Origin of the sequence: Bordetella pertussis 18323 (genome assembly GCF_000306945.1) — a bacterium.
Classification (GTDB): Bacteria; Pseudomonadota; Gammaproteobacteria; order Burkholderiales; family Burkholderiaceae_B; genus Bordetella; species Bordetella pertussis.
In genome coordinates this window covers 2,141,795-2,163,831 of the sequence record NC_018518.1, presented here as the reverse complement: position 1 = coordinate 2,163,831, position 22,037 = coordinate 2,141,795, and the positions used below count along the sequence as shown (strand labels likewise).

Annotated in this window: 19 protein-coding genes and 1 pseudogene; 14 read left to right on the top strand and 6 right to left on the bottom strand. The window is 66.0% G+C overall.

Going from position 1 to position 22,037, the window contains the following annotated elements; genetic code table 11:
- Window positions 1-34: 34 nt before the first annotated feature.
- Window positions 35-250 (top strand): annotated as a pseudogene (locus BN118_RS21215) (hypothetical protein); the annotation flags it as partial.
- A 252-nt stretch (window positions 251-502) separates the two neighbouring features.
- On the opposite strand, the gene BN118_RS10170 reads toward BN118_RS21215, so the two are convergent.
- Window positions 503-1,810 (bottom strand): CaiB/BaiF CoA transferase family protein, encoded by a 1,308-nt coding sequence (locus BN118_RS10170; protein WP_023994674.1) that lies wholly within the window; start codon window positions 1,808-1,810, stop codon window positions 503-505.
- 16 nt (window positions 1,811-1,826) lie between these two features.
- Entirely contained in the window at window positions 1,827-2,714 is an 888-nt protein-coding gene (locus BN118_RS10165) for a LysR substrate-binding domain-containing protein (protein ID WP_010930998.1), read from the bottom strand.
- Between the two features lie 215 nt (window positions 2,715-2,929).
- On the opposite strand from BN118_RS10165, the gene BN118_RS10160 reads away from it, so the two are divergent.
- Genes BN118_RS10160 through BN118_RS10125 form a run of 8 tightly spaced genes read left to right on the top strand, consistent with a single transcriptional unit; the run spans window position 2,930 to window position 10,404 of the window.
- Entirely contained in the window at window positions 2,930-4,093 is a 1,164-nt protein-coding gene (locus BN118_RS10160; protein ID WP_014905791.1) for a thiolase C-terminal domain-containing protein, read from the top strand.
- 7 nt (window positions 4,094-4,100) lie between these two features.
- Complete coding sequence (locus tag BN118_RS10155; protein WP_010930996.1) at window positions 4,101-4,493, top strand: Zn-ribbon domain-containing OB-fold protein; 393 nt, start codon at window positions 4,101-4,103, stop codon at window positions 4,491-4,493.
- Window positions 4,494-4,937, top strand: coding sequence for a MaoC/PaaZ C-terminal domain-containing protein (locus tag BN118_RS10150; protein ID WP_003820449.1), 444 nt, complete (start codon window positions 4,494-4,496; stop codon window positions 4,935-4,937). It abuts the gene before it with no gap.
- Window positions 4,938-5,684, top strand: coding sequence for an SDR family oxidoreductase (locus tag BN118_RS10145; protein WP_010930995.1), 747 nt, complete (start codon window positions 4,938-4,940; stop codon window positions 5,682-5,684).
- A 37-nt stretch (window positions 5,685-5,721) separates the two neighbouring features.
- On the top strand, window positions 5,722-6,759 hold the full coding sequence (locus BN118_RS10140; RefSeq protein ID WP_004567469.1) for an ABC transporter substrate-binding protein: 1,038 nt from the start codon (window positions 5,722-5,724) through the stop codon (window positions 6,757-6,759).
- Between the two features lie 28 nt (window positions 6,760-6,787).
- Window positions 6,788-8,539 carry an ABC transporter permease gene (locus tag BN118_RS10135; RefSeq protein WP_014905790.1) on the top strand — a complete coding sequence of 584 codons (1,752 nt, stop codon included), beginning with the start codon at window positions 6,788-6,790 and terminating at the stop codon, window positions 8,537-8,539.
- Window positions 8,536-9,600 (top strand): ABC transporter ATP-binding protein, encoded by a 1,065-nt coding sequence (locus BN118_RS10130; protein WP_010930993.1) that lies wholly within the window; start codon window positions 8,536-8,538, stop codon window positions 9,598-9,600. The genes BN118_RS10135 and BN118_RS10130 overlap by 4 nt, the downstream gene beginning before the upstream one ends.
- Window positions 9,601-9,627: 27 nt before the next feature.
- Entirely contained in the window at window positions 9,628-10,404 is a 777-nt protein-coding gene (locus BN118_RS10125; RefSeq protein ID WP_015041674.1) for an enoyl-CoA hydratase/isomerase family protein, read from the top strand.
- 250 nt (window positions 10,405-10,654) lie between these two features.
- Here the strand turns inward: BN118_RS10125 and BN118_RS10120 are convergent, their stop codons facing one another.
- From BN118_RS10120 to BN118_RS10110, 3 genes are all read right to left on the bottom strand, one after another.
- Window positions 10,655-12,331, bottom strand: a complete 1,677-nt coding sequence (locus tag BN118_RS10120) for an MFS transporter (RefSeq protein WP_003820458.1) — start codon at window positions 12,329-12,331, stop codon at window positions 10,655-10,657.
- Window positions 12,332-12,525: 194 nt separating this feature from the next.
- Window positions 12,526-13,884 (bottom strand): sensor histidine kinase, encoded by a 1,359-nt coding sequence (locus BN118_RS10115; RefSeq protein ID WP_014905789.1) that lies wholly within the window; start codon window positions 13,882-13,884, stop codon window positions 12,526-12,528.
- 115 nt (window positions 13,885-13,999) lie between these two features.
- The gene (locus tag BN118_RS10110; protein ID WP_003812762.1) at window positions 14,000-14,689 is read right to left on the bottom strand and encodes a response regulator transcription factor; all 690 of its coding nucleotides are present in this window, start codon (window positions 14,687-14,689) and stop codon (window positions 14,000-14,002) included.
- A 239-nt stretch (window positions 14,690-14,928) separates the two neighbouring features.
- Here BN118_RS10110 and recA point away from each other — a divergent pair, with 239 nt between their 5' ends.
- Together recA and recX are read left to right on the top strand one after the other, a co-directional pair.
- Complete coding sequence (recA, locus tag BN118_RS10105; RefSeq protein ID WP_014905788.1) at window positions 14,929-15,990, top strand: recombinase RecA; 1,062 nt, start codon at window positions 14,929-14,931, stop codon at window positions 15,988-15,990.
- Between the two features lie 32 nt (window positions 15,991-16,022).
- Window positions 16,023-16,589: a recombination regulator RecX gene (gene recX, locus BN118_RS10100; protein ID WP_010930990.1), complete on the top strand. Its 567-nt coding sequence runs from the start codon at window positions 16,023-16,025 to the stop codon at window positions 16,587-16,589.
- A 74-nt stretch (window positions 16,590-16,663) separates the two neighbouring features.
- Here recX and BN118_RS10095 read toward each other — a convergent pair whose 3' ends face one another.
- On the bottom strand, window positions 16,664-17,593 hold the full coding sequence (locus tag BN118_RS10095; protein WP_003812755.1) for a LysR family transcriptional regulator: 930 nt from the start codon (window positions 17,591-17,593) through the stop codon (window positions 16,664-16,666).
- A gap of 161 nt (window positions 17,594-17,754) precedes the next feature.
- Here BN118_RS10095 and metE point away from each other — a divergent pair, with 161 nt between their 5' ends.
- The 3 genes from metE to sucC all read left to right on the top strand — a co-directional run bounded on the left by metE (window position 17,755) and on the right by sucC (window position 22,027).
- Window positions 17,755-20,049, top strand: a complete 2,295-nt coding sequence (gene metE / locus BN118_RS10090; RefSeq protein ID WP_014905787.1) for a 5-methyltetrahydropteroyltriglutamate--homocysteine S-methyltransferase — start codon at window positions 17,755-17,757, stop codon at window positions 20,047-20,049.
- A gap of 204 nt (window positions 20,050-20,253) precedes the next feature.
- On the top strand, window positions 20,254-20,856 hold the full coding sequence (locus tag BN118_RS10085) for a DUF2889 domain-containing protein (RefSeq protein ID WP_010930988.1): 603 nt from the start codon (window positions 20,254-20,256) through the stop codon (window positions 20,854-20,856).
- 10 nt (window positions 20,857-20,866) lie between these two features.
- The gene (gene sucC / locus BN118_RS10080; protein ID WP_003812749.1) at window positions 20,867-22,027 is read left to right on the top strand and encodes an ADP-forming succinate--CoA ligase subunit beta; all 1,161 of its coding nucleotides are present in this window, start codon (window positions 20,867-20,869) and stop codon (window positions 22,025-22,027) included.
- Window positions 22,028-22,037: the final 10 nt, after the last annotated feature.

The following is a 22,037-nucleotide window of genomic DNA, read 5'->3' as shown; positions in this document are numbered from 1 at the left end:
GGCGCATCCACCACTTGCCGCAAGGGGAGAGAAGATGAAGCCAGCCACCATCGTAGGCGCCGTTCTGATCGTGCTGGGCGCTGCCGCCCTGGTCTACAAGGGGTTCTCGTACACGTCGGAGGAGACCGTGCTGCAAGTCGGGTCCGTCAAGGCCACCGCGCAGACGGAGAAAGACGTCGCCATACCGAGCTGGGCCGGGATCGCCGCGATCGTGGTCGGCGTGCTCATCATTGGGGTGGGCAGGCGCCGCAAGGCAAAAAAAGGCCCGACACATCGTGTCGGGCCCGTACGGGGCACGCAATGCCGCGTCAATAAGGCTCGCGGGGAACACGGCATTGGTGTCAGAGTACTGGCCCTGCAATCCGCGGACAGGGGATCGTTTGTCCATGGATTGGCGCAAGGCCGTGATCTGAGCGATCAGTCTAATCCTGGAGGTCTGACAGCGTCCTGAATCGGACGGCGTCTCCTGGCTTTGGATGTCGGGCCTGCAGCGCGGGCCGGCTTACAGTACGCCGGTGCGCTGCAGGTCGGCGATCTGCGCTTCGCTGCGGCCCAGTTCGCGCAGGATCGACACGCTGTCGGCGCCCAGGGCGGGCGGGCTGGTTTCGCCGCCCACCGGCGCGCGGTTGTAGTGAAAGGGCGCGCCCACATACTTGACGCCCTCGTTATCGACCAGGATCTGGCGGTGCGCCACCTGCGGGTCCCGGGCCACTTCGGGAATGCTGTTGATCGGGCTGCATGGCACATCGGCCGCCTCCAGGCGCGCGATGAAGTCATCGCGGCGGCCGCTGGCGAACAAGGCATTGAGCAGCGGCTCGAGCTGGCTGTGATTGAGCGCGCGCATCGGGCCGTCCTGGAACCGCGGGTCGTGCAGCAGGGGCTCCAGGTCCAGCGCCGCGCAGAAGCGCTGCCATTGCGGTTCGGTATCGACGCATACCGCGATCGGAAAGTCCTGGGTCTCGAAAGACTGGAACGGCGCAATCAGGGGGTGCCGGCTGCCCAGGCGCTCGGGAACGTCGCCCGCGTTCAGGTAGCGCGAAATCGCGTTTTCCATCAGCGCCATCTGGCAATCCATCATCGAGACGTCGATGAAGGCGCCTTCGCCGCTGCCGTGCCGGCCTTCGATCGCCGCCAGGATCGCCACCGTGGCGAACAGGCCGGAAGCGATGTCGCCGATCGAGACGCCCACGCGGGCCGGCGGGCCGCCTTCCTGGCCGGTGATGCTCATCATGCCGGATATGGCCTGGGCAATCACGTCGAAGGCGGGTTTGTGGCGATAAGGGCCGGTCTGGCCATAGCCGGAGATCGAGGCGTAGACCAGGCCCGGGTTCAGTGCCTTGGCATCGTCATACCCCAGGCCCAGCCGGTCCATGACGCCGGCCCGGTTGTTCTCGACCAGGATGTCGCTGCGAGCGATCAGGTCGCGCAGGATCTGCTTGCCTTCCTCGGTTTTCAGATTGACTGCGATGCTGCGCTTGTTGCGGTTGACGCTCATGAAATACAGGCTTTCACCGCCGTGAAAGGGAGCGATGGCGCGGGCGAAGTCTCCTTCGCCCGGCCGCTCGACCTTGATGACCTCGGCGCCGAGCAGCCCGAGCAGCCATGTGCAGTAGGGGCCGGCGAGCATATGGGTGATGTCGAGGACTTTGAGGCCAGCCAGAGGCTTGGCCGGTGCAGATTGTGCAAGCATGGAGAGATGGGCGACAGGGCGCCATGAGGGCTGAGATGCAACGATGTTGCAGCCTGCTTCGCTCCAGCACAATCGCTTAGTTTGTCGCGCATCCGTGCATTTGATGCACTTCTTGTGCAATCAGGCCCGCGCGGGCCTAGGAGAGGGCTTCGGTCAGCCACTGGCGGACGGTCGCAATGGCCGGGTCGTTCCATTTGTGCTCCGGGGCGACGAAGTAGTACCCGCCCATCTGTACGGAGACGTTGGGCAGCACCTCCACGAGATCGCCACGCGCGATCCGGTCGTTGGCCAGGAGCTCGCTGACCAGCGCGATGCCCTGGCCCAGTTGCGCGGCCTCCATCGTCAAGTGCCCGTGCCACAAGCGCGGGCCGTGCAGGATGGGCAGCTGCGCCACGCCCACGGAGCCCAGCCATTGCTCCCACTGATCCGTGGACTGCTCGTGCAACAGCGGCAAGTGAACCAGGTGTTCGGGTTCGCCGATGTCGGGAAAGCGCTCCCGGAATGCCGGGTTGCACACGGCCAGGATGCGCGGGCGCGAGAACATCTCCGCGCGCAGGCCGTCGCCGATGAACGGCTGGGTCAGGTAGATGATTTCGGCGTCGGCCTCATCCGTGTTGAAGTCGGGCCGGGCAGTGGTGGGTTGGAGGATCAGCTCCTTGCCGTCGAGCCGGCTCTCCAGCTCGGGCAGGCGCATCAACAGCCGGCGAGAGGCGAGGCCAGCCATGCAGCAGACATGGATGGCGTCGCCCCGGCCATGGACGAGTTCGCCGCAAGCGTCCGCGATGAGGTCCAGCGCGCGCCGCGTCTTGGCGGCGAAGCGCTGGCCTTCGCGCGTAAGGGCCAGGCCTCGGCCGTCCTTTTTCACCAATCGCGTGCCGACGGCGTCTTCCAGGTTCTGGATATGGCGCGATACGACGGTATGGGAAATCGCCAGTAGGTCGGCCGCGGCGCGGATGCTGCCGCTGCGGCTGAACGCATCAAATGCACGGACGGCAATCAAGGGGGGAAGGCGGCGATAGATCACGATGATTGAAGGTTGCCTTGAAAACCAGATATAGCGCCATTTTTGGAGGAGTTGCCGCAATAGGTGTAATCCCGAGTCTGGACGGGCAAGGCGCAATAGGTGCGTAAAAGCTGCCGATAGACGTCTTGCAAACTGCTTGTTGGCCCTGGGGGATTCGGACATTCTCTGCCTCAGCAGCGCGGCCATGCCGCGCCTGGTCAGAACAAGGGGAAGTCATGAGTATTTCCAATCGTGCGGCCATCGTCGGCCTGTGCGAATCGCCGCGCCGCCATGCGCCCGAGGTGCATCCGTACCAGATCCAGATGGAGTGCGTGCAGGGCGCCCTGGTCGACGCCGGGCTGAGCCTGGCGGACGTGGATGGTCTGTGCGTGGCGGCCGGCGACTGGGCCGAGGGAGGCGGGGTCAACAGCGTGACGGAGTTTGCCGAATACGCCGGCCTGCGTCCCACCTGGTTCAACAGCACGGACGTGGGGGGCTGCTCGTACATCGTGCATGCGGGCCACGCCGCCGCGGCCATCGCGGCGGGCCTGGCCGAGGTCGTCGTGATCAGTTATGCGGCCACGCCGTGTTGGTGGCCGCTGAGCACGCCGTCCTTCGACCCCTTTGTCTTCCCGGCCGGTCCGGGGCAGTACGAGCTTCCCTATGGCCCGACCCTGATCTCGGCCTACGGGCTGTATGCGCAGCGCCACATGGCGCGATACGGCACGACGGCCGAACAACTGGCCAGCGTGGCGGTGACCTTCCGGGCCCATGCGGCCGCCAATCCTCATGCCAGGCTGCGCACGCCGATCACGGTGGACGACGTGCTGGCTTCGCCCATGATCGCCTCGCCGCTGCACAAGCTGGATTGCTGCGTCGTGACCGACGGCGGCGGCGCCGTGGTGATGACCAGTGCCGAGCGCGCGCAGGACTTGCGCCAGAAGCCGGTGCTGCTGTCCGGTTTCGGCGCGGCGACGGCGCGCACGCAGCTCTCGCAGATCGCGCCGGACCTCTCGACACCGGCGACGCTGTCGGGGCTGCGGGCCTTCGCGATGGCGGGCCTGGCGCCGGCCGACATCGATGTCGCGCAGCTCTACGACGCTTTCACCATTACGCCGCTGCTGGCGCTGGAAGACCTGGGATTCTGCAAGCGCGGCGAAAGCGGCGCTTTCGCCGCCGACGGCCAACTGACGCTGGGCGGCGCGCTGCCCTGCAATACGGACGGTGGCGGCCTTTCCTCCAACCATCCTGGGAAGCGCGGCATTTTCGCCCTGATCGAGGGCGCGCGGCAATTGCGCGGCGAGGGGCCGGGCGTGCAGGTGCCCGATGCCGGGCGGGCCCTGGTCCACGGCCTGGGCGGCACTTTTTGCGCCGCGGCCACGGCCATTCTTAGCGTGTGAGGACGCCATGTTCGACGTAACGATGCCCCCTGTGCAGGACGCCTGCAGCCAGCCTTTCTGGGAGGCGGCGCGCCAACAGCGCCTGCTGGTCCAGCAATGCCCGACGACCGGCCGCCATCAGTGGTATCCGCGCGCTCATTCGCTGGCCGACCCCGGCGTGGCGCCGCGCTGGGTGCAGGCCAGCGGGCGCGCTCGTTTGTTTTCCTACACCGTTATTCACAAGGGCGGTGTGCAGAGGGCGCCCTACACCTGCGTGCTGGTCGAGCTGGAGGAAGGGCCCTTGATGCTGACCCGCTGCCCGAGCGAGCGGCCGCTGCAGGTCGACATGCCGATGCGCGTGGCCTTCGAGAAGGTCGGCGATACGCTGACCTTGCCCGTCTTTGTTCCCGTGGAGTCCTGAATGCCTGTCGAATTCGAGCGAATACAGTTGGGCGAGCGCCATGTCTCGTCGCGCATCACGATCACCGAAAGCCATATCGTCACGTTTGCCGGCCTGACCGGCGATTTCAACCCGCTGCACATGGACGAGGTGGCGGCACGCGAAAACGGCTACGGCCAGCGCATCGCGCATGGGATGCTGGGGCATGCCGTGAGCACCGGCCTGCGCTCGGGCATCGACGATTGGGACATCGTGGCTTTCCTGGAAACCCGGCGCCGTTTTGTCGCGCCCATCCTGGCCGGCGATTCGGTACGGTACGAGGCGGAGGTGCTGGAGCTGCGGCCCAGCCGGTCCAAGCCTTTCGGCGTGGTCAAGGTATCCATGCAGCTGCGCAATCAGGATGGCGTGACAGTGCAGGACGGCGAAGACGTGTTCGCGGTCGCCATGGGCGGTGGAGTAGCGTAAATGAAGAACGAACGATTGCAGGGGCGGGTGGCGCTGGTCACGGGCGGCGCGGGCGGCATAGGCCTGGCGGTGTGTCGACGCTTGCAGGCCGAAGGCGCGCGCATCGTGGTGGGCGACATTGGCGAGGAGCGCGTGCTTGCCGCGGCGGCGTCGCTGGGCGAGGGGGCGCTTGGCGTATTCCTGGACGTGGCGGACCGTCAGAGTTGGGCCGCCGCCAAGCGGGCGGTGGATGCGCAGGGCTGGCAGGTGGACATTGTGGTCAATGTGGCCGGTATCGTGCGCGATCGTTCGCTGGCCAAGATGTCGGACGCCGAATGGAGCGCCGTCATCGACGTGAATCTGCGCGGTACCTGGCTGGGCTGCCAGAGCGCCTTTGCGTGGATCGGCGAACGCGGCTGGGGGCGCATCATCAATGTGGCGTCCACCGCCATTTTCGGCGCCTATGGCCAGGCCAATTATTCCGCCGCCAAGGCCGGCATCGTGGGGTTGACGCGAACCGCGGCGCTGGAAGGGGCCAAGCGCGGCATCCTGGTCAACGTCGTGGCGCCAGGTATCGTCGAAACCGCGATCCTGGCCGATGTCCCCGACCAGGTTCGCGAAGGCTGGCTGGCCCGGATGCCGCTCAAGCGCACGGCGCGGCCTGAAGAAATCGCCGCTGTCATTGCCTTTCTCGCCTCTGACGATGCGAGCTATATGACCGGGCAGACCCTCGTCGTCGACGGCGGGGCAACCACGGGCGACTACTGAGCGCCACATTACATCGCATAGGAAAAGGGGAACCATCATGAATCAGTATTCTCGTCGGGACATGTTGCGTCTGGGCGTGTCCGCCTCGGCAGCGTTGGCAGGCAGCGTCTTCCTGCCGGTGCGCGCGCAGGACAATCCGCTCTACGAGGCGGCGCGCAAGGAAGGGGCCCTCAACCTGTATTGGGGCTCCTACGAACAGAAGTCCATCGAGGACATTCGTGACGCTTTCGTCAAGAAATACCCCGGCATCCAGGTCAATCTGCTGCGCCAGGGCTCGCAAACGGTCTATACCCGGCTGCGCCTGGAGCTGCAGAACAACGCCGCCAACTGCGATTCGCTGGGCACCACCAATCTGCTGCACTACACCGAACTGAAGAAGATCAATGCCTTGATGGCGTACCGCCCGACGGGGGCCGAGCATTTGCCCGAGGCCTTTCGCGGCCTGGACCCGGACAACACTTTCCATGTCGGCGCAATCAGCATTACGTCGATCAACTTCCAGTCGCAGAAGGTGCCCAATCCGCCCGAGAGCTGGCAGGCGTTGCTGGATCCCGCTTGGGCCGGCAAGATCACGGTCGGGAGCCCGGCGTCGTCGGGCGACGTCGCGCATTGGGCGCTGGCCATGCGCCTGAAGTACGGCGATGATTTCTTCAAGAAATTCGCCGCCCAGAAGCCGAAGGTCGGCCAGTCCAACGTCGATACCGTTACCGATATCCTGGCAGGCGAGCGCGTGGTGGGCGCCGCCGCGCCCTTCAGCTATTCGCTGACGCAGAAGGCGGCCGGCCAGCCGGTGGACGTCAAGGTGCCTACCGATGATGCCATCCTCAACCTCGGGCTGACCGCGATTCCCGCCAAGGCCCCGCATCCCAACGCGGCCAAGCTGTTCACGGATTTCCTGTATTCGACCGAGGTGTCGCAGATCCTGGCGCGCAACTACTGGCCCACGCTGCGCACGGACGTGCCCTGGGCCGAAGGCCGCAGCCTCGAGTCCTTGAAGTGGTTCCGCAATCCGACCGATGACCTGACCAAGCAGATCAATGACACGATTGCCCTGTGGCGCTCGACGGTCGGTTGAGTCCGCAGGGGAAGAAACAGGGGATTCCATGTCTGTCGCAATGACTGAAAAACCCGCCGTAGCGCGGGAGCCGCGTGCCGGGCGTCATGCGCTGCCAGCCATCGCCGTCACCGTGCTGGTGGCGGCAGCGCTGGCATTGCTGGTCCTGCAGCCCGTCGGCATCATCGCGCTCAACAGCTGGCGCGACGACCTGACCGGGCAATGGTCGCTGGTGAATTACCTGCGCATATTCACCACGCCCAACCTGATCGAGCCCATGCTCAATTCGCTGGTGCTGGCCGGCAGCACGGCGGTGATCGCCACTGCCCTTGGCGTGCCCATGGCGTGGTTGGTGTCGCGCACGGACATGCCCGGGCGCGGCCTGATCCGGGTGCTGGTGCTGGCGGCGTTCATCACGCCGTCTTTCATCGGCGCGCTGGGGTGGATACTGTTGGCGGCGCCCAACTCGGGTTGGCTCAACGTCTGGCTCAGGCAATGGCTGGGCGGGGATTCCCCCTTGAATATCTACTCGATGTGGGGGGCGGTTTTCGTGTGCGCCGTCTATACCGTGCCGTTCACGTTCACCATTGTCGCCACCGCGCTCGATGAGATGGCCGTGGAGCTGGAGGATGCCTCGGCCATGCTGGGCGGGGGCATCCTGCGGACCATGCGCAGCGTCACCTTGCCGTTGGTCATGCCTGCCATCGTGGCCGGTTTCATCCTGTCGTTCATCCAGGGCATGACGCTCTTCGGCGTTCCCGCGTTCCTGCTGACGCCGGCGCGTGTCCCGGTGGTCACGACCAAGCTGGCCGAGTTCTATCAGATGTTCCCGCCGGAGCTCAATCTGGCGGCGGCCTACTGCATGCCGTTGCTGCTGATGACCGGCGGTCTGTTCTTCCTGCGCAGGCGCATTCTCGGCCGCCGGCAGTACGTCATGATAGGCGGCAAGGCGCGCGGATCGCGGCTGGTCGGGCTGGGCCGCTGGCGCTGGCCGGCCCTGCTGGGCGCGCTGCTGGTGCCCGCGGTGACCGTGTTCCTGCCGTATGCCTCGCTGACGCTGGTGTCGCTCAGCAAGGCCTGGGGCCAGGGGCCCTCGTGGGACAACCTGACGCTGCATTGGTATCGCTGGGCCGTGCTGGACAACCCGCAAACCCAGTCGGCCATCGTCAATTCCCTGCTCTACGCCACGATGGCGGCGACGGTTTGCCTCCTGCTGGGCGTGGTGGTGGCCTATATGGTCGAGCGCAAGCTGTTCCGTGGCGCCTGGGCCCTGGGCGCGACGGCGTCCGTGCCCATCATCATCCCGGGCATCGTGCTGTCGGTGGGGTTCTTCTCGGCCTTCACCCAGCCGTTCTATGGCCTCTATGGAACGGGCGCGTTGCTGGTGCTGGCCTTCGTGGCGACGTTCCTGCCGATCGCCTATTCGCACGGCGGCGCCATCATCAAGACCATCAGCCCCGATCTGGAGCGGGCGTCGCGCATCCTGGGCGCGGGGCAGGTCGGCACGTTCGGCCGCATCACGCTGCCGCTCATGAAGCCCGGCCTGGTGTCGGGGTGGATGCTGGTGTTCATCCCGGTGATGCGCGAGCTGTCGGTGGCGGTATTCCTGATCACCCCGCAGACCAACGTCATGACGACGCTGATCTACAACTACAAGGACGGCGGCAACTACGAAGCCGTTTGCGCTACCAGCAACGTGCTGTTGCTGGGCACCATCCTGATTGTCATGCTGGGCCGCCTGCTGACGGGTCTTGCCCGTCGCCGCGGCGCGGCGCCCGTTACCGCCGGAGTTACGTCGTGAAGGCAATTCGCATCCAAGGTCTTACCAAGCACTATGGCGCACACCAGGTTCTGCGCGGCATCGATCTGGAGCTGGCCCAAGGCGAGCTGCTGGCCTTGCTCGGCCCCTCGGGCTGCGGCAAGTCGACCACCCTGCAAATGCTTGCAGGCTTCGACCAGCCGACCGACGGCCAGATATGGATCGGCGATCGCCAGGTTTCGGGCGCGGGCGTCATGGTGCCGCCCGAGCGGCGCAATATCTCGCTGGTGTTCCAGAACTACGCCGTATGGCCGCACATGACGGTCTTCGAGAACGTTGCCTATGGCCTGCAGGTACGCAAGGTGGCTCGCACCGAGCTCGCGCAGCGGGTCAAGCGCGCGCTCGACACGGTCCGCCTCACGGCGCTCGCGCAACGCTATCCGTCGGAGCTCTCCGGCGGACAGCAGCAGCGGGTTGCGCTGGCGCGGGCGCTGGTGGTCGAGCCCGACATCCTCTTGCTGGACGAACCCTTGTCCAATCTCGATGCGCATCTGCGCGAGGAGATGCGCTACGAGATCCGCCAGGTGCACGATCTTCTGGGCCTGACCACGGTCTATGTCACGCACGACCAGGGCAAAGCGCTGGTCACCGCCGACAAGATCGCCGTCATGCAGTCCGGGCAGGTGCAGCAGTTCGACAGCCCCGTCAATGTGTTCTCGCGGCCGGCCAACACGTTTGTCGCCTCGTTCATCGGCACCAACAACGAGCTGCATGGCCAGCTTGCCGAACCGGGGGCCTTGCGGGTCGGGGACAGGGTTCTGCATGGCGACGACCGCAGTCAGGCCGGTGCCGGCGGCGCGGCTTGCCTGTGCATTCGGCCTTCGGCCGTCAAACTGGGCGCCGCGCCCGGCGCCAATACGCTGAGCGGCACCGTGACGCGGGTCGCGTACCTGGGCGAGTACCGTGACGTCCAGGTCGAGCTGGCGGCGGGGCAATTCGTGCGCGCCTACGTCGACCCGTCCTCGACGCTGGAGCCGGGCCAGCGCGTCGAGGTTCATCTGCCCATCGAGCATTGCCAGATCCTGAGCGTCACCACTTCCTAGGAGTCAGTCTTGAGCAGCCATACGTTCATGGTCCACAGCGAAGTCCGGGAGGGCGCGCTGTGGATATTGTTTGACCGGCCGGCGGCGCGAAACGCCATGACGGCCGAGATGGAACACGCCATCCTGGCCCTGTGCGAGTCGGTCGCCCATCGCCCGGAAATCAAGGCGGTCGTGTTCAGCGGCGCGCCTGCCAGCAAGCCTGCCTTCATGGCCGGCGCCGACTTCGGTGCGCTGGAAACGGCCACGACGGCCGAAGAGTTCGTTGCGCTGGAGCGCAGCAGCGAGGCCTTGCTCGAGGCCATCGAAGGCATGCGAGTGCCGACCATCGCCGCCATGGCGGGCGCATGCGTCGGAGGCGGGGCCTTGCTGGCGCTGTGCTGCGATATCCGTATCGCCACGCCGTCGCTGAAGTTCGGCTTTCCGATTGCCCGCACGGTGGGCAACTGCCTGAGCGTGAAGAACTACGCCCGCCTGGCGGAGAATCTGGGGGCGCAACGAGTACGGGACATGGTGTTTTCCGCGTCCTTGCTTTCGGCCGATGCCTTGTTGCACGCGGGTGCCATCAGGGAGATCGTTCCGGAGGACGCGCTGCATGGTCGGGCCCAGGCCATCGCCGCCCAGGTTATGGCGCTGGCCCCGCTGACACTCTGGGCCACCAGGACGTCGCTGCTGCGCCTGCGCGACAAGGCCGTCGATGGCATTGCGGACGACGACATCCTGTCCGCCTGCTATATGTCCGCCGATTTCCAGGAGGGCGTGCGTGCCTTCATGGAAAAGCGCGCGCCGGCCTGGACCGGCGCGTAAGCGCGGGCATCGCGGCACCCCCGCATGCTGCGCCGGCCGTAGGCGCCTGTCCCCGTGGAGACAGGCGCCTGCGGCCGATAGATGCGGAGAGCGCAAAAAAAGGCCCCCACGCTGCGCCCGCTATGCGGGCTTGCTGCCCCCCGAGGAGGCTTTTTTGCCTTGGGGCGGCCCGGCGGCAAAAAAAAAGCTCCCTGAGGGAGCTTGAAAAAGCCGGATTGGCGCAGCGGTCCAACCCGGCGGGGGATGGTTATCAGGCGTTGATGTCGTTGTCCTTGGTTTCGCGTACGAACAGCGTACCGATGACCAGGGTCATGACAGCGATGATGATCGGGTACCACAGGCCGTCGTAGATGTTGCCTGTCGCCGCCACCACCGCGAAGGCCACCGGAGGCAGGAAGCCGCCGAACCAGCCGTTGCCGATGTGATAGGGCAGGCTCATCGAGGTGTAGCGGATCCGGGTGGGGAACATCTCCACCAGCATGGCCGCGATCGGGCCGTACACCATGGTGACGTAGATCACCAGCAGCGTCAGCAGCACGACCACCATGAAGTAGTTGGTCTGGGCCGGATCGGCCTTGGCCGGATAGCCATGGCTGCGGATCGCCGCGGTCAGCGCCTTGTCCAGCTCGGTGGCCTTGGTCTTGAACTCGGCAGGCGCCAGGCCCTTGCCGTCGAACGATGCGAACTCGTCGTTGCCGATCATGACCTTGGCGACCGAGCCGGCCGCGGCGGCCTGGTTCTCGTAGTTCACCGAGTTGCGCGCCATGAACGACTTGACCACGTCGCAGGAGCTGGTGAACGAGGCCGTGCCCACCGGGTTGAACTGGAACGAGCAGGTGGCGGGGTCGGCGATCACGGTGACCGGCGCGGTGGCCTGGGCCTTTTCCAGCGCCGGGTTGGCGTAGTGCGTCAGGCCCTTGAAGATGGGGAAGTAGGTCAGCGCGGCGATCAGGCAGCCCGCCATGATGATGGGCTTGCGGCCGATCCTGTCGGACAGCGCGCCGAACAGCACGAAGAACGGCGTGCCCACCAGCAAGGCAATCGCGATCATGATGTTGGCGGTGTTGGAATCGATCTTCAGCGACTGCGTCAGGAAGAAGAGCGCGTAGAACTGGCCGGTGTACCACACCACGGCCTGGCCGGCGGTCAGGCCCAGCAGCGCCAGGATCACCACCTTCAGGTTGCGCCATTGGCCGAACGATTCCGCGATGGGGGCCTTCGAGCCCTTGCCTTCTTCCTTCATGCGCTTGAACGTCGGCGACTCATTGAGCTGCAGACGGATCCACACCGAGATGCCGAGCAGCACCACCGAGATCAGGAACGGAATGCGCCAGCCCCAGTCCTTGAAGGCTTCTTCGCCCATGAAGGTGCGCACGCCCAGGATCACCAGCAGCGACAGGAACAGGCCCAGCGTCGCGGTGGTCTGGATCCAGCTGGTGTAGAAGCCGCGGCGGCCATGCGGGGCGTGCTCGGCCACGTAGGTGGCGGCGCCGCCGTATTCACCGCCGAGCGCCAGGCCCTGCAGCAGGCGCAGGATGATAAGGATGGCGGGCGCGGCGATGCCGATGCTGGCGTAGCTGGGCAGCACGCCGACCAGGAAGGTCGACAGGCCCATGATGACGATGGTGATCAGGAAGGTGTACTTGCGGCCCACCAGGTCGCCCAGGCGGCCGAACACCAGGGCGCCGAACGGGCGCACCGCGAAGCCAGCCGCGAAGGCCAGCAGCGCGAAGATGAAAGCCGCGGTGGGATTGACCCCGGAGAAGAAGTGCTGCGCGATGATGGCTGCGAGCGAACCGTAGAGGTAGAAGTCGTACCACTCGAAAACCGTGCCGAGCGACGACGCGAAGATCACGCGCCGCTCCTCGCGGGTCATGGGGCGCCGTTGCGCCGACGGGCTTTGGCCCGATAGGGTTGCTGTGCTCATGTTGTCTCCTCGCGTTAGGCCAGTGGTGTGCCACCGTGCTCTGCACCCTCCGCCGGCCGCGCCGACATCGAGCTACCGAACAAGGTAGGGCTCCAGGCTGACGAGGTTCTGACGTAACCCTTACCTGAATCTTAAATTTGAAATAATAGGTAACTATCGCGCGTACCAGCCCGGATCGACGGGCCGGCTGGCGGCTACAGCGCGCCGGGCAGGGGGAAGCGCACCTGGATGCGGGTGCCGGGCAGGTCCGAGTAGGGAGTGGGGTGATCGTCGATCACGACTTCCGCCTGGTGCTTCTGGGCGATCTCCCGCACGATGGCCAGCCCCAGGCCGCTGCCGTCGGACGCCGTGCCCAGGACGCGGTAGAAGCGGTCGAAGACCCGCTCGCGTTCTTCCGGGGCGATGCCCGGCCCGGAGTCTTCGACGTCGAGGACGGCGTGATCGCCCCGTGCGCTCACCCGTACCGTGATGTGGCCGCCGCGCGGGGTATAGCGCAGGGCATTGTCGATCAGGTTGTTCAGCAGCTCGGCCAGCAGGATGGCGTTGCCGCTGATGCCGACCGGTCGGTCGGCGCCCTCGAAGCCGAGGTCGGTCGACAGGGCGAGCGCCTGCGGCACCCATTGCATCGTCTGTTCGTAGGCGATGGCGTTGAGGTCGGTCAGCGCCTGGCCGGGCGAGTCCGGGTTTTCCGCCCGCGCCAGCAGCAGCAACTGGTTGACCAGCCGGGTGGCCCGTTCGGAGCCGGTGACCAGCTGGTGCAGGCTGGACTGCATTTCCTCGGGGCTGGCGTCGCGCAGCGCCAGCTCGGCCTGGGTGCGCAGGCCGGCCAGGGGCGTCTTGAGCTGGTGCGCGGCATCGGCCACGAAGCGGCGCTGCGTTTCGATGTTGGCCGACAGGCGGTCGAGCAGGTCGTTCATGGCGCCGACCAGCGGCGCGATCTCGGAGGGGGCGGCCTGTTCGTCGATGGGCGAGAGGTCGTCGGGGCGGCGCGCGCGCAGGCGCTGCTGCAGCGCGTTGAGCGGCGCCACGCCGCGCGACAGGCCGAACCACACCAGCAGCACCGCGATCGGCAGCACCACGAACTGCGGGATGATGACTCCCTTGATGATGTCGTTGGCCAGCTGGGCGCGCTTTTCCACGGTTTCGGCCACCATCACCAGGGCCGGCTGGGTATCCGGCAGGCCGAGGTCGATCCAGGTGTAGGCCAGCCGCACGCCGAAGCCGCGCAAGGTGTCGTCGGCGTACAGGATCTCGCCCGGCCGGGGCTGGCCGACGTTGGGCGGCAGCGGCAGGGCGCGATCGCCGCCCAGGTATTCGCCGCGGCTGCCCAGGGCCAGCCAGAACACGCTTTCCGTCTCGTCCACGCGCAGCACGTCGCGGGCCGCGTCGGTCATGCGCAGCGCGGCGCGTCCGTCCACGGCGTGCACCTGGTGGCTGAGCACGTTCAGGTTGTTGGCCAGCGCGCGGTCGTACGGCACGTTGGCGATGTTCTGCGCCACCACGTAGGTGATGGCCACGCTCATGGGCCACAGGAGAAACAGCGGCGCCAGCATCCAGTCGAGGATCTCGCCCAGCAGCGAGCGCTGCGGCGGCGCGAAACTCGGCCCGCGCGGCCCGCCGCGCAGCGCATCCAGGGCTTCTTGGTTCAGCGGTTCGCGCGAAGCCGTTTCAGCTGGCGAGATACGAGGCACCCTGGTCCCGCTCGAGGCAATAGCCCAGACCGCGCACGGTGATGATTTTCACGCCGCTGGGCTCGAGTTTCTTGCGCAGGCGGTGCACATAGACTTCGATGGCGTTGGTGCTGACTTCCTCGCCCCATTCGCAAAGGTGGTCGACCAGTTGCGTCTTGCTGACCATGCGGCCGCTGCGCGCCAGCAGGATCTCCAGCAGGCTGACCTCGCGCGCGGACAGGTCCAGGGTCTGGTCGTCGACCGTGGCGATGCGGCCCGTCTGGTCGAACACCAGGCGGCCGTGCCGCACGATCGTCGCGCCGCCGCCGGCGCCGCGCCGCGTCAGGGCGCGCACGCGGGCCTCGAGCTCGGACAGCGCGAAAGGCTTGGCCATGTAGTCGTCGGCGCCGAGATCCAGGCCCTTGACGCGCTGTTCGATGCTGTCGGCGGCGGTGAGGATCAGCACCGGCAGCACGGAGTTGCGGGCGCGCAGCCTGCGCAGCACCTCCAGCCCGGGCAGGTGGGGCAGGCCGAGATCGAGGATCAGCAGGTCGAAGGGCTGGACGGCCAGCGCCGAATCGGCGGCCAGTCCGTCGCGCACGGCGTCGACCGCATAGCCGTTGTGCCGCAGCGAGCGGGACAGGCCGTCGGCCAGGATGCTGTCGTCTTCAGCTATCAGGATACGCATGCGTGCAACATCGGCGGAACCGCCAGCGGGCGCTGGCTACGCCGGCCATTCTGGCACAGGGGATGGAGCTTGCCCACTCAGGGTATACGTGGAAATATATGGCACACTGGATTTTTATCCAGTACAATCCAATGCCATAATCGCCAAGGTTCGAGTTTTCTCCAGGCTCTTTTTCTCCGGCTAGACAACGGCTGCCTGCTTCGCACCCTTGCAGGCGCCGCTTCAATACAGGACTTTACATGGACGACAAAACCAGCAAGGCCGCCGCGGCCGAGAAAGCCAAGGCGCTGGCCGCCGCGCTGTCGCAGATCGAAAAGCAGTTCGGCAAGGGCTCGATCATGCGCTATGGCGACAACGAGGTCGAACACGACATCCAGGTCGTGTCCACCGGTTCGCTGGGGCTGGACATCGCGCTGGGCGTCGGCGGCCTGCCGCGCGGCCGCGTGATCGAGGTCTACGGCCCCGAGTCGTCCGGCAAGACCACGCTCACGCTGCAGGTCATCGCCGAAATGCAGAAGCTGGGCGGCACCTGCGCCTTCGTCGACGCCGAACACGCGCTGGACGTGCAATACGCCTCCAAGCTGGGGGTCAACCTGACCGACCTGCTGATCTCCCAGCCGGACACGGGCGAGCAGGCCCTCGAGATCACCGACGCGCTGGTGCGCTCGGGCTCGGTCGACCTGATCGTCATCGACTCGGTCGCGGCGCTGGTGCCCAAGGCCGAAATCGAAGGCGAGATGGGCGACTCCCTGCCGGGCCTGCAGGCCCGCCTGATGAGCCAGGCGCTGCGCAAGCTGACGGCCACCATCAAGCGCACCAACTGCATGGTCATCTTCATCAACCAGATCCGCATGAAGATCGGCGTGATGTTCGGCAACCCCGAAACCACCACCGGCGGCAACGCGCTCAAGTTCTATTCCTCGGTGCGCCTGGACATCCGCCGCATCGGCGCCATCAAGAAGGGCGACGAGGTGGTCGGCAACGAAACCCGCGTCAAGGTGGTCAAGAACAAGGTGGCGCCGCCGTTCAAGCAGGCCGAGTTCGACATCATGTATGGCAGCGGCATCTCGCGCGAAGGCGAAATCATCGACCTGGGCGTGCAAGCCAATGTGGTCGACAAGTCCGGCGCCTGGTACAGCTACAGCGGCAACCGCATCGGCCAGGGCAAGGACAATGTGCGCGAGTACCTGAAAGAGCACAAGGAAATGGCCATCGAGATCGAAAACAAGGTGCGCGAGAACCAGGGCATAGTCAGCCGCGCCGCCACCTTTCCGGTCAGCGAAGCCGAAGACGGCGAATAAGCCGTCAGGCCTGCATCCACACCCACTCCGGCATGGCGACTTTCAACCGCCGTCCGCCATCCGCCGCCCGAGCCGGGCGGCGGACCGCAAATCCCGACGATGAGTTCGAGACACTGGCCCAATCCCGGGACGACGCGGCGGCACCGTCGCGCCCGGGCCGGACTCTGAAGGCGCGCGCGGTCGGCTATTTGTCGCGGCGTGAATACTCGCGCCTTGAACTGGCGCGCAAGCTGCAGCCTTACGCCGAAGAGGGCGATGACATCGAGGCGGTGCTCGATGATCTGCAGCGCGAAGGGTGGTTGTCGAATGCGCGTTTTGCCCAAAGCCTGGCGCATCGGCGCGCGCCACGCCAGGGCGCTTCGCGCATCGTCCAGGAGTTGAAGCAACAGGGCGTGGCCGACGACCAGGTGGCCGAGTTGCGCGAACAACTGCGCGCCACCGAATACGCACGCGCGCTGGCCGTCTGGCAGAAGCGCTTTGGCGAAAAGCCCGCCGACCGCGCCGCGTACGCGCGGCAGGCCCGCTTCCTGGCGGGCCGTGGCTTCGCCCATGATGTTATCCGCCGCATTCTGGGCGGTGGCGACGACGAACTCGACTGAACGATGCCGCTTCGTGCGGGCGGCGGCGCGCGATGCGGGCCCGCCTGCCTGGGGCTTGCTTGCGGCCCGTTCGATCAGGCCGGCAGGCCCTTGGCCGCCTTGATGCCGCTAAGCGTCTTGAAGCAGACGTCACGGGCAATCGTCAAAAACTCGTCGATATAGGAACTGTCGCTGTCTTCCGTGCGCACCGCGGCGTAGAGCGTGGGCCAGACGCCTTGCGGCCCGAGGTGGCAAACACGCAGCCAGCCCTGGCCCAGATACTCGGTCAACGCCCAGTTGGGCAGGGCGGCGACGCCCCGATTGCTGGCAACCAGTTGCGCAATGATGGGCGTGAGTTCGGCGCGCCGGATCGCGGCGGGTTCGATATCGGCCGGATCGAGAAAGCCCGTGAAAATATCCAGGCGCTGGCGGTCCACCGGATAAGTGATCAGCGTCTGGTCGGCCAGTTGTTCCGGCATCACGTGGCGGTTGGCGGCCAGCGGATTGGATTCGGCGACCGCCAATACCAGCTCGTACTTGAACAGCGGCAGATAGGTGACGGCTTCCAGCGCTTGCGGATCGGACGTGATGACGAGGTCCAGGTCGCCGCGCACCAGCGCGGGCAGGGGCGCGAACGAGAAGGCGGCCGACAGGTCCAGCGCCACATCCGGCCATTGCCCGCGAAAGGCGTCCAGTGCGGGCATCAACCACTGAAAGCACGAGTGGCATTCGATCGCCAGGTGCAGCCGTCCGGTTCGCCCGGCAGCCAGGCGTTGCAGCTCGCGTTCGGTGGCGCGCAGCCGGGGCAGCACGTCGTCGGCCAGCGCGAGCACGCGTAGTCCCGCCGTGGTCAGGCGGGCCGGCCGCGTGCGGCGGTTGAGCAGCGGCGTGCCCAGGCGGGTTTCCAGGTCGCGCAGCTGATGCGAGAGCGCGGACTGGGTCAGGTGCAGGCGCTCGGCGGCTTCCTGCAGGCTGCCGCCATCGCGGATGGCGGCCAGGGTTTCGAGATGGCGGATTTCGAGCATGGCGGCAATAGAGGTCGCGGCGAGCGGGCATGAATCGTCGCCTTTGGTTTTATATGAATAATACTCAACTTATGAATGTAGAGTTTGATTTTGATTCATGTGTTGATGATCGCACAATAGCGGCCTGACTTGAATAACTTTTGCGAAAGGCCGGTATTGTCATGACTATTATTCATAATCTGGGTTTTCCGCGCATCGGCGCCCAGCGCGAACTCAAGCGCGCCGTCGAAGCCTATTGGGCGGGCCGCCAGACCGCCGAGGCGCTGCATGAGACCGGCCGTGCCTTGCGCGCGGCCCATTGGCAGCGCCAGGCCGACGCCGGCGTGGCGTTCGTGCCGGTGGGCGATTTTGCATGGTATGACCACATCCTGGAGTGGACCACGCTGCTTGGCGCCGTGCCGGCCCGCTTTGGCCATCCCGAAGGCAAGCCGGTGGACCTGGACACCCTGTTTCGCATGGGCCGTGGCCGCGCGCCCAGCGGCAAGCCGGCCGCTGCCTGCGAAATGACCAAGTGGTTCGATACCAACTACCACTACATCGTCCCGGAACTGACGCCCGGACAGACCTTCCGCGTCGCCCGCGAAGACCTGTTCGAGCAGGTCAAGGAGGCCCAGGCCCTGGGGCACCGCGTCAAGCCGGTCATCCCGGGGCCGCTGACGTGGCTGTGGCTGGGCAAGGGCGATGCCTTTGCCCAGGGGGCCGGCGACATCGGCAAGCTGCAGTTGCTCGACGCCTTGCTGCCGGTCTATGGCGAAGTGCTCGAGCGCCTGGCGGGGCTGGGCGTCGAATGGGTGCAGATCGACGAGCCGGCGCTGGTGCTGGACTTGCCGCAGGCTTGGCGGGATGCCTATCAGGCTGTCTACGCCAAGCTGGCGGCCAGCCCGGTCAAGCTGTTGCTGGCCACCTATTTCGATGGCCTGAAGGACAATCTGGCCACCGCCCTGGCCCTGCCGGTGGCCGGCTTGCACGTGGACCTGGTGCGCGCGCCCGACCAGCTGAGCGACGTGGCAAGCGGGCTGCGCCCCGGCCAGGTGCTGTCGGCAGGCGTGATCAACGGCCGCAACATCTGGCGCACCGACCTCGATGCGGCGCTCGCGATGCTGGTGCCGGTGCGCGAGCAATTGCAGGAACGCCTGTGGCTGGCGCCGTCATGCTCGCTGCTGCACGTACCGGTGGACCTTGCCGGAGAAACCGAGCTTGATGCCGAGTTGCTCGGCTGGCTGTCGTTCGCCGTCCAGAAGCTGGACGAGCTGTGCCTGCTGGGCAAGGCGCTGGGCGGCGATGCCGACCCGGCGGTGCAGCAAGGGCTGGCCGCCCAGCGTGCCGCCCTGCAGGCGCGTCGCCAATCGCCTCGCATCCACAATCCGGCCGTGGCGCAACGCATGGCCGGGCAGGCCGGGGTGTCGCGCGAACGCGCGCCGTTCGGCCAGCGGATCGCGCGCCAGCAAAGCGAGTTGCGGCTGCCGGCCTTTCCCACCACCACGATCGGTTCCTTTCCGCAGACCGCAGAAATCCGTGCCCTGCGGCGCGACTGGAAGTCCGGCGCGCTGACCGATTCGGCGTACGAGAACGCCATTCGCAAGGAAATCGAGGAAGTCATCCGCTTCCAGGAGAAGGTGGGCCTGGACGTGCTGGTGCATGGCGAACCCGAGCGCAACGACATGGTCGAGTACTTCGGCGAGTTGCTGGCCGGATTTGCCTTCACCAAGAACGGCTGGGTGCAGAGCTACGGCTCGCGCTGCGTCAAGCCGCCCATCATTTTCGGCGACGTCGCCCGGCCCGCGCCCATGACGGTGGGCTGGTCCGCCTACGCCCAATCGCTGACCGACAAACCGGTCAAGGGCATGCTGACCGGGCCGGTGACGATCCTGCAGTGGTCGTTCGTGCGCGACGACCAGCCGCGCGAAGCCACTTGCCGCCAATTGGCGCTGGCCCTGCGCGACGAAGTGGTGGACCTGGAGGCTGCCGGAATCCGCGTGATCCAGATCGACGAGCCGGCCATCCGCGAAGGGCTGCCGCTGCGCCGGGCCGACTGGCGCGCCTATCTGGACTGGGCGGTCGACTGCTTCCGTCTGTCGACCGCCGGCGTGGGCGAGGCGACGCAGATCCATACCCATATGTGCTACTCCGAGTTCAACGACATCATCGAGTCGATCGCGGCCATGGACGCCGATGTGATCACTATCGAGACATCGCGTTCCAACATGGAGCTGCTCAAGGCGTTCGAGGATTTCCACTATCCCAATGACATCGGGCCTGGCGTGTATGACATCCATTCCCCCAACGTGCCGGAGGTGGACTGGATGGTGGAACTGATGCGCAAGGCTGCCGCGCGCCTGCCCAAGGAGCGCCTGTGGGTCAATCCGGACTGCGGCCTGAAGACGCGCACCTGGCCCGAAACCGAAGCCGCCCTGATCGGCATGGTGCAGGCGGCCCGCACGCTGCGCGCCGCCTGACGGCGGGTAATCCGTATCCGTCCCCTTGCGGCGGCGCGGGGGGAGGCTGTCCCGGCCGGGGCGGGCCCCCGGCGCCGCGCCTGAAATTTGTGCGGCGCGTGCTCCGGGGGAGGGTCGGCCCGGGCCGCGTCGCCGGCAATCGGCTGCGTTATACTCCCCAGGATTTGCTGCCTTGCGTCAAAATCGCGCCCAGCAGGTTCGACCATGCCCTTGCCACCGCCGGATACCCCTCGCCAGCCCCTGCACACGCGTTCGATACGCGTGCAGTCTTATGGGCGCGAGGATGGCCTGTGGGATCTCGAAGCCGAGCTGATCGATTACAAGGGTTACGATTTTCCCAAGCGCGACGGCCAGCTTTTCAAGGCCGGCGAATTCATCCATCACATGCACTTGCGCATTACGATCGACGAGGCGTATACCATCATTGCGGCACAGGCCGTCTATGATGCCGCCCCGTACGACGGCGTGTGCACGAACATCGAACAAGCCTATCGCGACCTGGTCGGCATGAACCTGCTCAAGGGGTTTCGTCGCCAGGTCAAGGAGCGCTTCGGTCATGTCGCGGGCTGTACGCACATGACCGAGCTTTCGCAGGTGCTGCCGACAGCCGCCGTCCAGTCCATGGCCGGCCGGCGCCGTCAGAACAGCAACCCAGACAAGCGCCCGTTCCAGCTTGGCGGTTGCCATGCCTTGCGCACCGACGGTCCGGTCGTGCAGGAGTACTACCCCAAATGGTATACGGGCGCCAACGCCGGGTCGTCGGCCGATACGTCTTCCGATTCACCCTCTCTCTCTCATACGTCCTGACAGGTATCACATGAAAATCCACGAGTATCAAGGCAAGGAACTGCTGAAGCAGTTTGGCGTGACCGTGCCACGCGGGATCCCCGCTTTTTCCGTAGACGAGGCCGTGGCTGCCGCTGAAAAGCTGGGTGGGCCGGTCTGGGTCGTCAAGGCGCAGATCCACGCGGGTGGCCGTGGCAAGGGCGGTGGCGTCAAACTGGGGCGTTCGATCGACGAAGTGCGCCAGCTGTCGTCGGAGATCCTCGGCATGCAGCTGGTCACGCACCAGACCGGCCCGCAAGGCCAGAAAGTGCGCCGCCTGCTGATCGAAGAGGGCGCGGACATCAAGAAGGAATACTACGTTGGCATCGTGACCGACCGTGGCACGCAGCGCGTGTGCGTCATGGCTTCCAGCGAAGGCGGCATGGACATCGAGGAAGTGGCCGCGCACAGCCCGGAGAAGATCCTGAAGGTCTTCGTTGATCCGGCCGCCGGCCTGACCGACGCCGAGGCCGCCGAACTGGCGCGCGGCATCGGCGTGCCCGAAGCCTCCGTGGGCAAGGCTGCCGCCGAATTCCAGAAGCTGTACAAGGCGTACTGGGACACCGACGCCTCGCTGGCTGAAATCAACCCCCTGATCCTGACCGGCAGCGGCGACATCATCGCGCTGGACGCCAAGTTCAACTTCGATTCGAACGCGCTGTTCCGCCACCCCGAGATCGTGGCCTACCGTGATCTGGACGAGGAAGACCCGGCCGAAATCGAAGCCAGCAAGTTCGACCTGGCCTATATCCAGCTCGACGGCAACATCGGCTGCCTGGTCAACGGCGCCGGCCTGGCCATGGCCACCATGGATACCATCAAGCTGTTCGGCGGAGAGCCGGCCAACTTCCTGGACGTCGGCGGTGGCGCCACGGCCGAGAAGGTCACCGAAGCATTCAAGATCATGCTCAAGAACAAGAGCGTGAAGGCGATTCTGGTCAACATCTTCGGCGGCATCATGCGCTGCGACGTGATCGCCGAAGGCGTGATCACGGCGTGCAAGGCGGTCAACCTGAATGTGCCGCTGGTCGTGCGCATGAAGGGCACCAACGAAGAGCTCGGCAAGAAAATGCTGGCCGAATCGGGCCTGCCGATCATCAGCGCCGACACGATGGCCGAAGCGGCCACCAAAGTCGTTGCCGCCGTCAAATAAAATTGCCAAG

Excerpts from the sequence above, each read along its gene's own strand:
- BN118_RS10160 (WP_014905791.1), top strand. The coding sequence starts at position 2,930 with ATGAGTATTTCCAATCGTGCGGCCATCGTCGGCCTGTGCGAATCGCCG.
- BN118_RS10155 (WP_010930996.1), top strand. The coding sequence starts at position 4,101 with ATGTTCGACGTAACGATGCCCCCTGTGCAGGACGCCTGCAGCCAGCCT.
- BN118_RS10150 (WP_003820449.1), top strand. The coding sequence starts at position 4,494 with ATGCCTGTCGAATTCGAGCGAATACAGTTGGGCGAGCGCCATGTCTCG.
- BN118_RS10145 (WP_010930995.1), top strand. The coding sequence starts at position 4,938 with ATGAAGAACGAACGATTGCAGGGGCGGGTGGCGCTGGTCACGGGCGGC.
- BN118_RS10140 (WP_004567469.1), top strand. The coding sequence starts at position 5,722 with ATGAATCAGTATTCTCGTCGGGACATGTTGCGTCTGGGCGTGTCCGCC.
- BN118_RS10135 (WP_014905790.1), top strand. The coding sequence starts at position 6,788 with ATGTCTGTCGCAATGACTGAAAAACCCGCCGTAGCGCGGGAGCCGCGT.
- BN118_RS10125 (WP_015041674.1), top strand. The coding sequence starts at position 9,628 with ATGGTCCACAGCGAAGTCCGGGAGGGCGCGCTGTGGATATTGTTTGAC.
- BN118_RS10120 (WP_003820458.1), bottom strand. The coding sequence starts at position 12,331 with ATGAGCACAGCAACCCTATCGGGCCAAAGCCCGTCGGCGCAACGGCGC.
- BN118_RS10115 (WP_014905789.1), bottom strand. The coding sequence starts at position 13,884 with ATGCTGGCGCCGCTGTTTCTCCTGTGGCCCATGAGCGTGGCCATCACC.
- BN118_RS10110 (WP_003812762.1), bottom strand. The coding sequence starts at position 14,689 with ATGCGTATCCTGATAGCTGAAGACGACAGCATCCTGGCCGACGGCCTG.
- recA (WP_014905788.1), top strand. The coding sequence starts at position 14,929 with ATGGACGACAAAACCAGCAAGGCCGCCGCGGCCGAGAAAGCCAAGGCG.
- recX (WP_010930990.1), top strand. The coding sequence starts at position 16,023 with ATGGCGACTTTCAACCGCCGTCCGCCATCCGCCGCCCGAGCCGGGCGG.
- BN118_RS10095 (WP_003812755.1), bottom strand. The coding sequence starts at position 17,593 with ATGCTCGAAATCCGCCATCTCGAAACCCTGGCCGCCATCCGCGATGGC.
- metE (WP_014905787.1), top strand. The coding sequence starts at position 17,755 with ATGACTATTATTCATAATCTGGGTTTTCCGCGCATCGGCGCCCAGCGC.
- BN118_RS10085 (WP_010930988.1), top strand. The coding sequence starts at position 20,254 with ATGCCCTTGCCACCGCCGGATACCCCTCGCCAGCCCCTGCACACGCGT.
- sucC (WP_003812749.1), top strand. The coding sequence starts at position 20,867 with ATGAAAATCCACGAGTATCAAGGCAAGGAACTGCTGAAGCAGTTTGGC.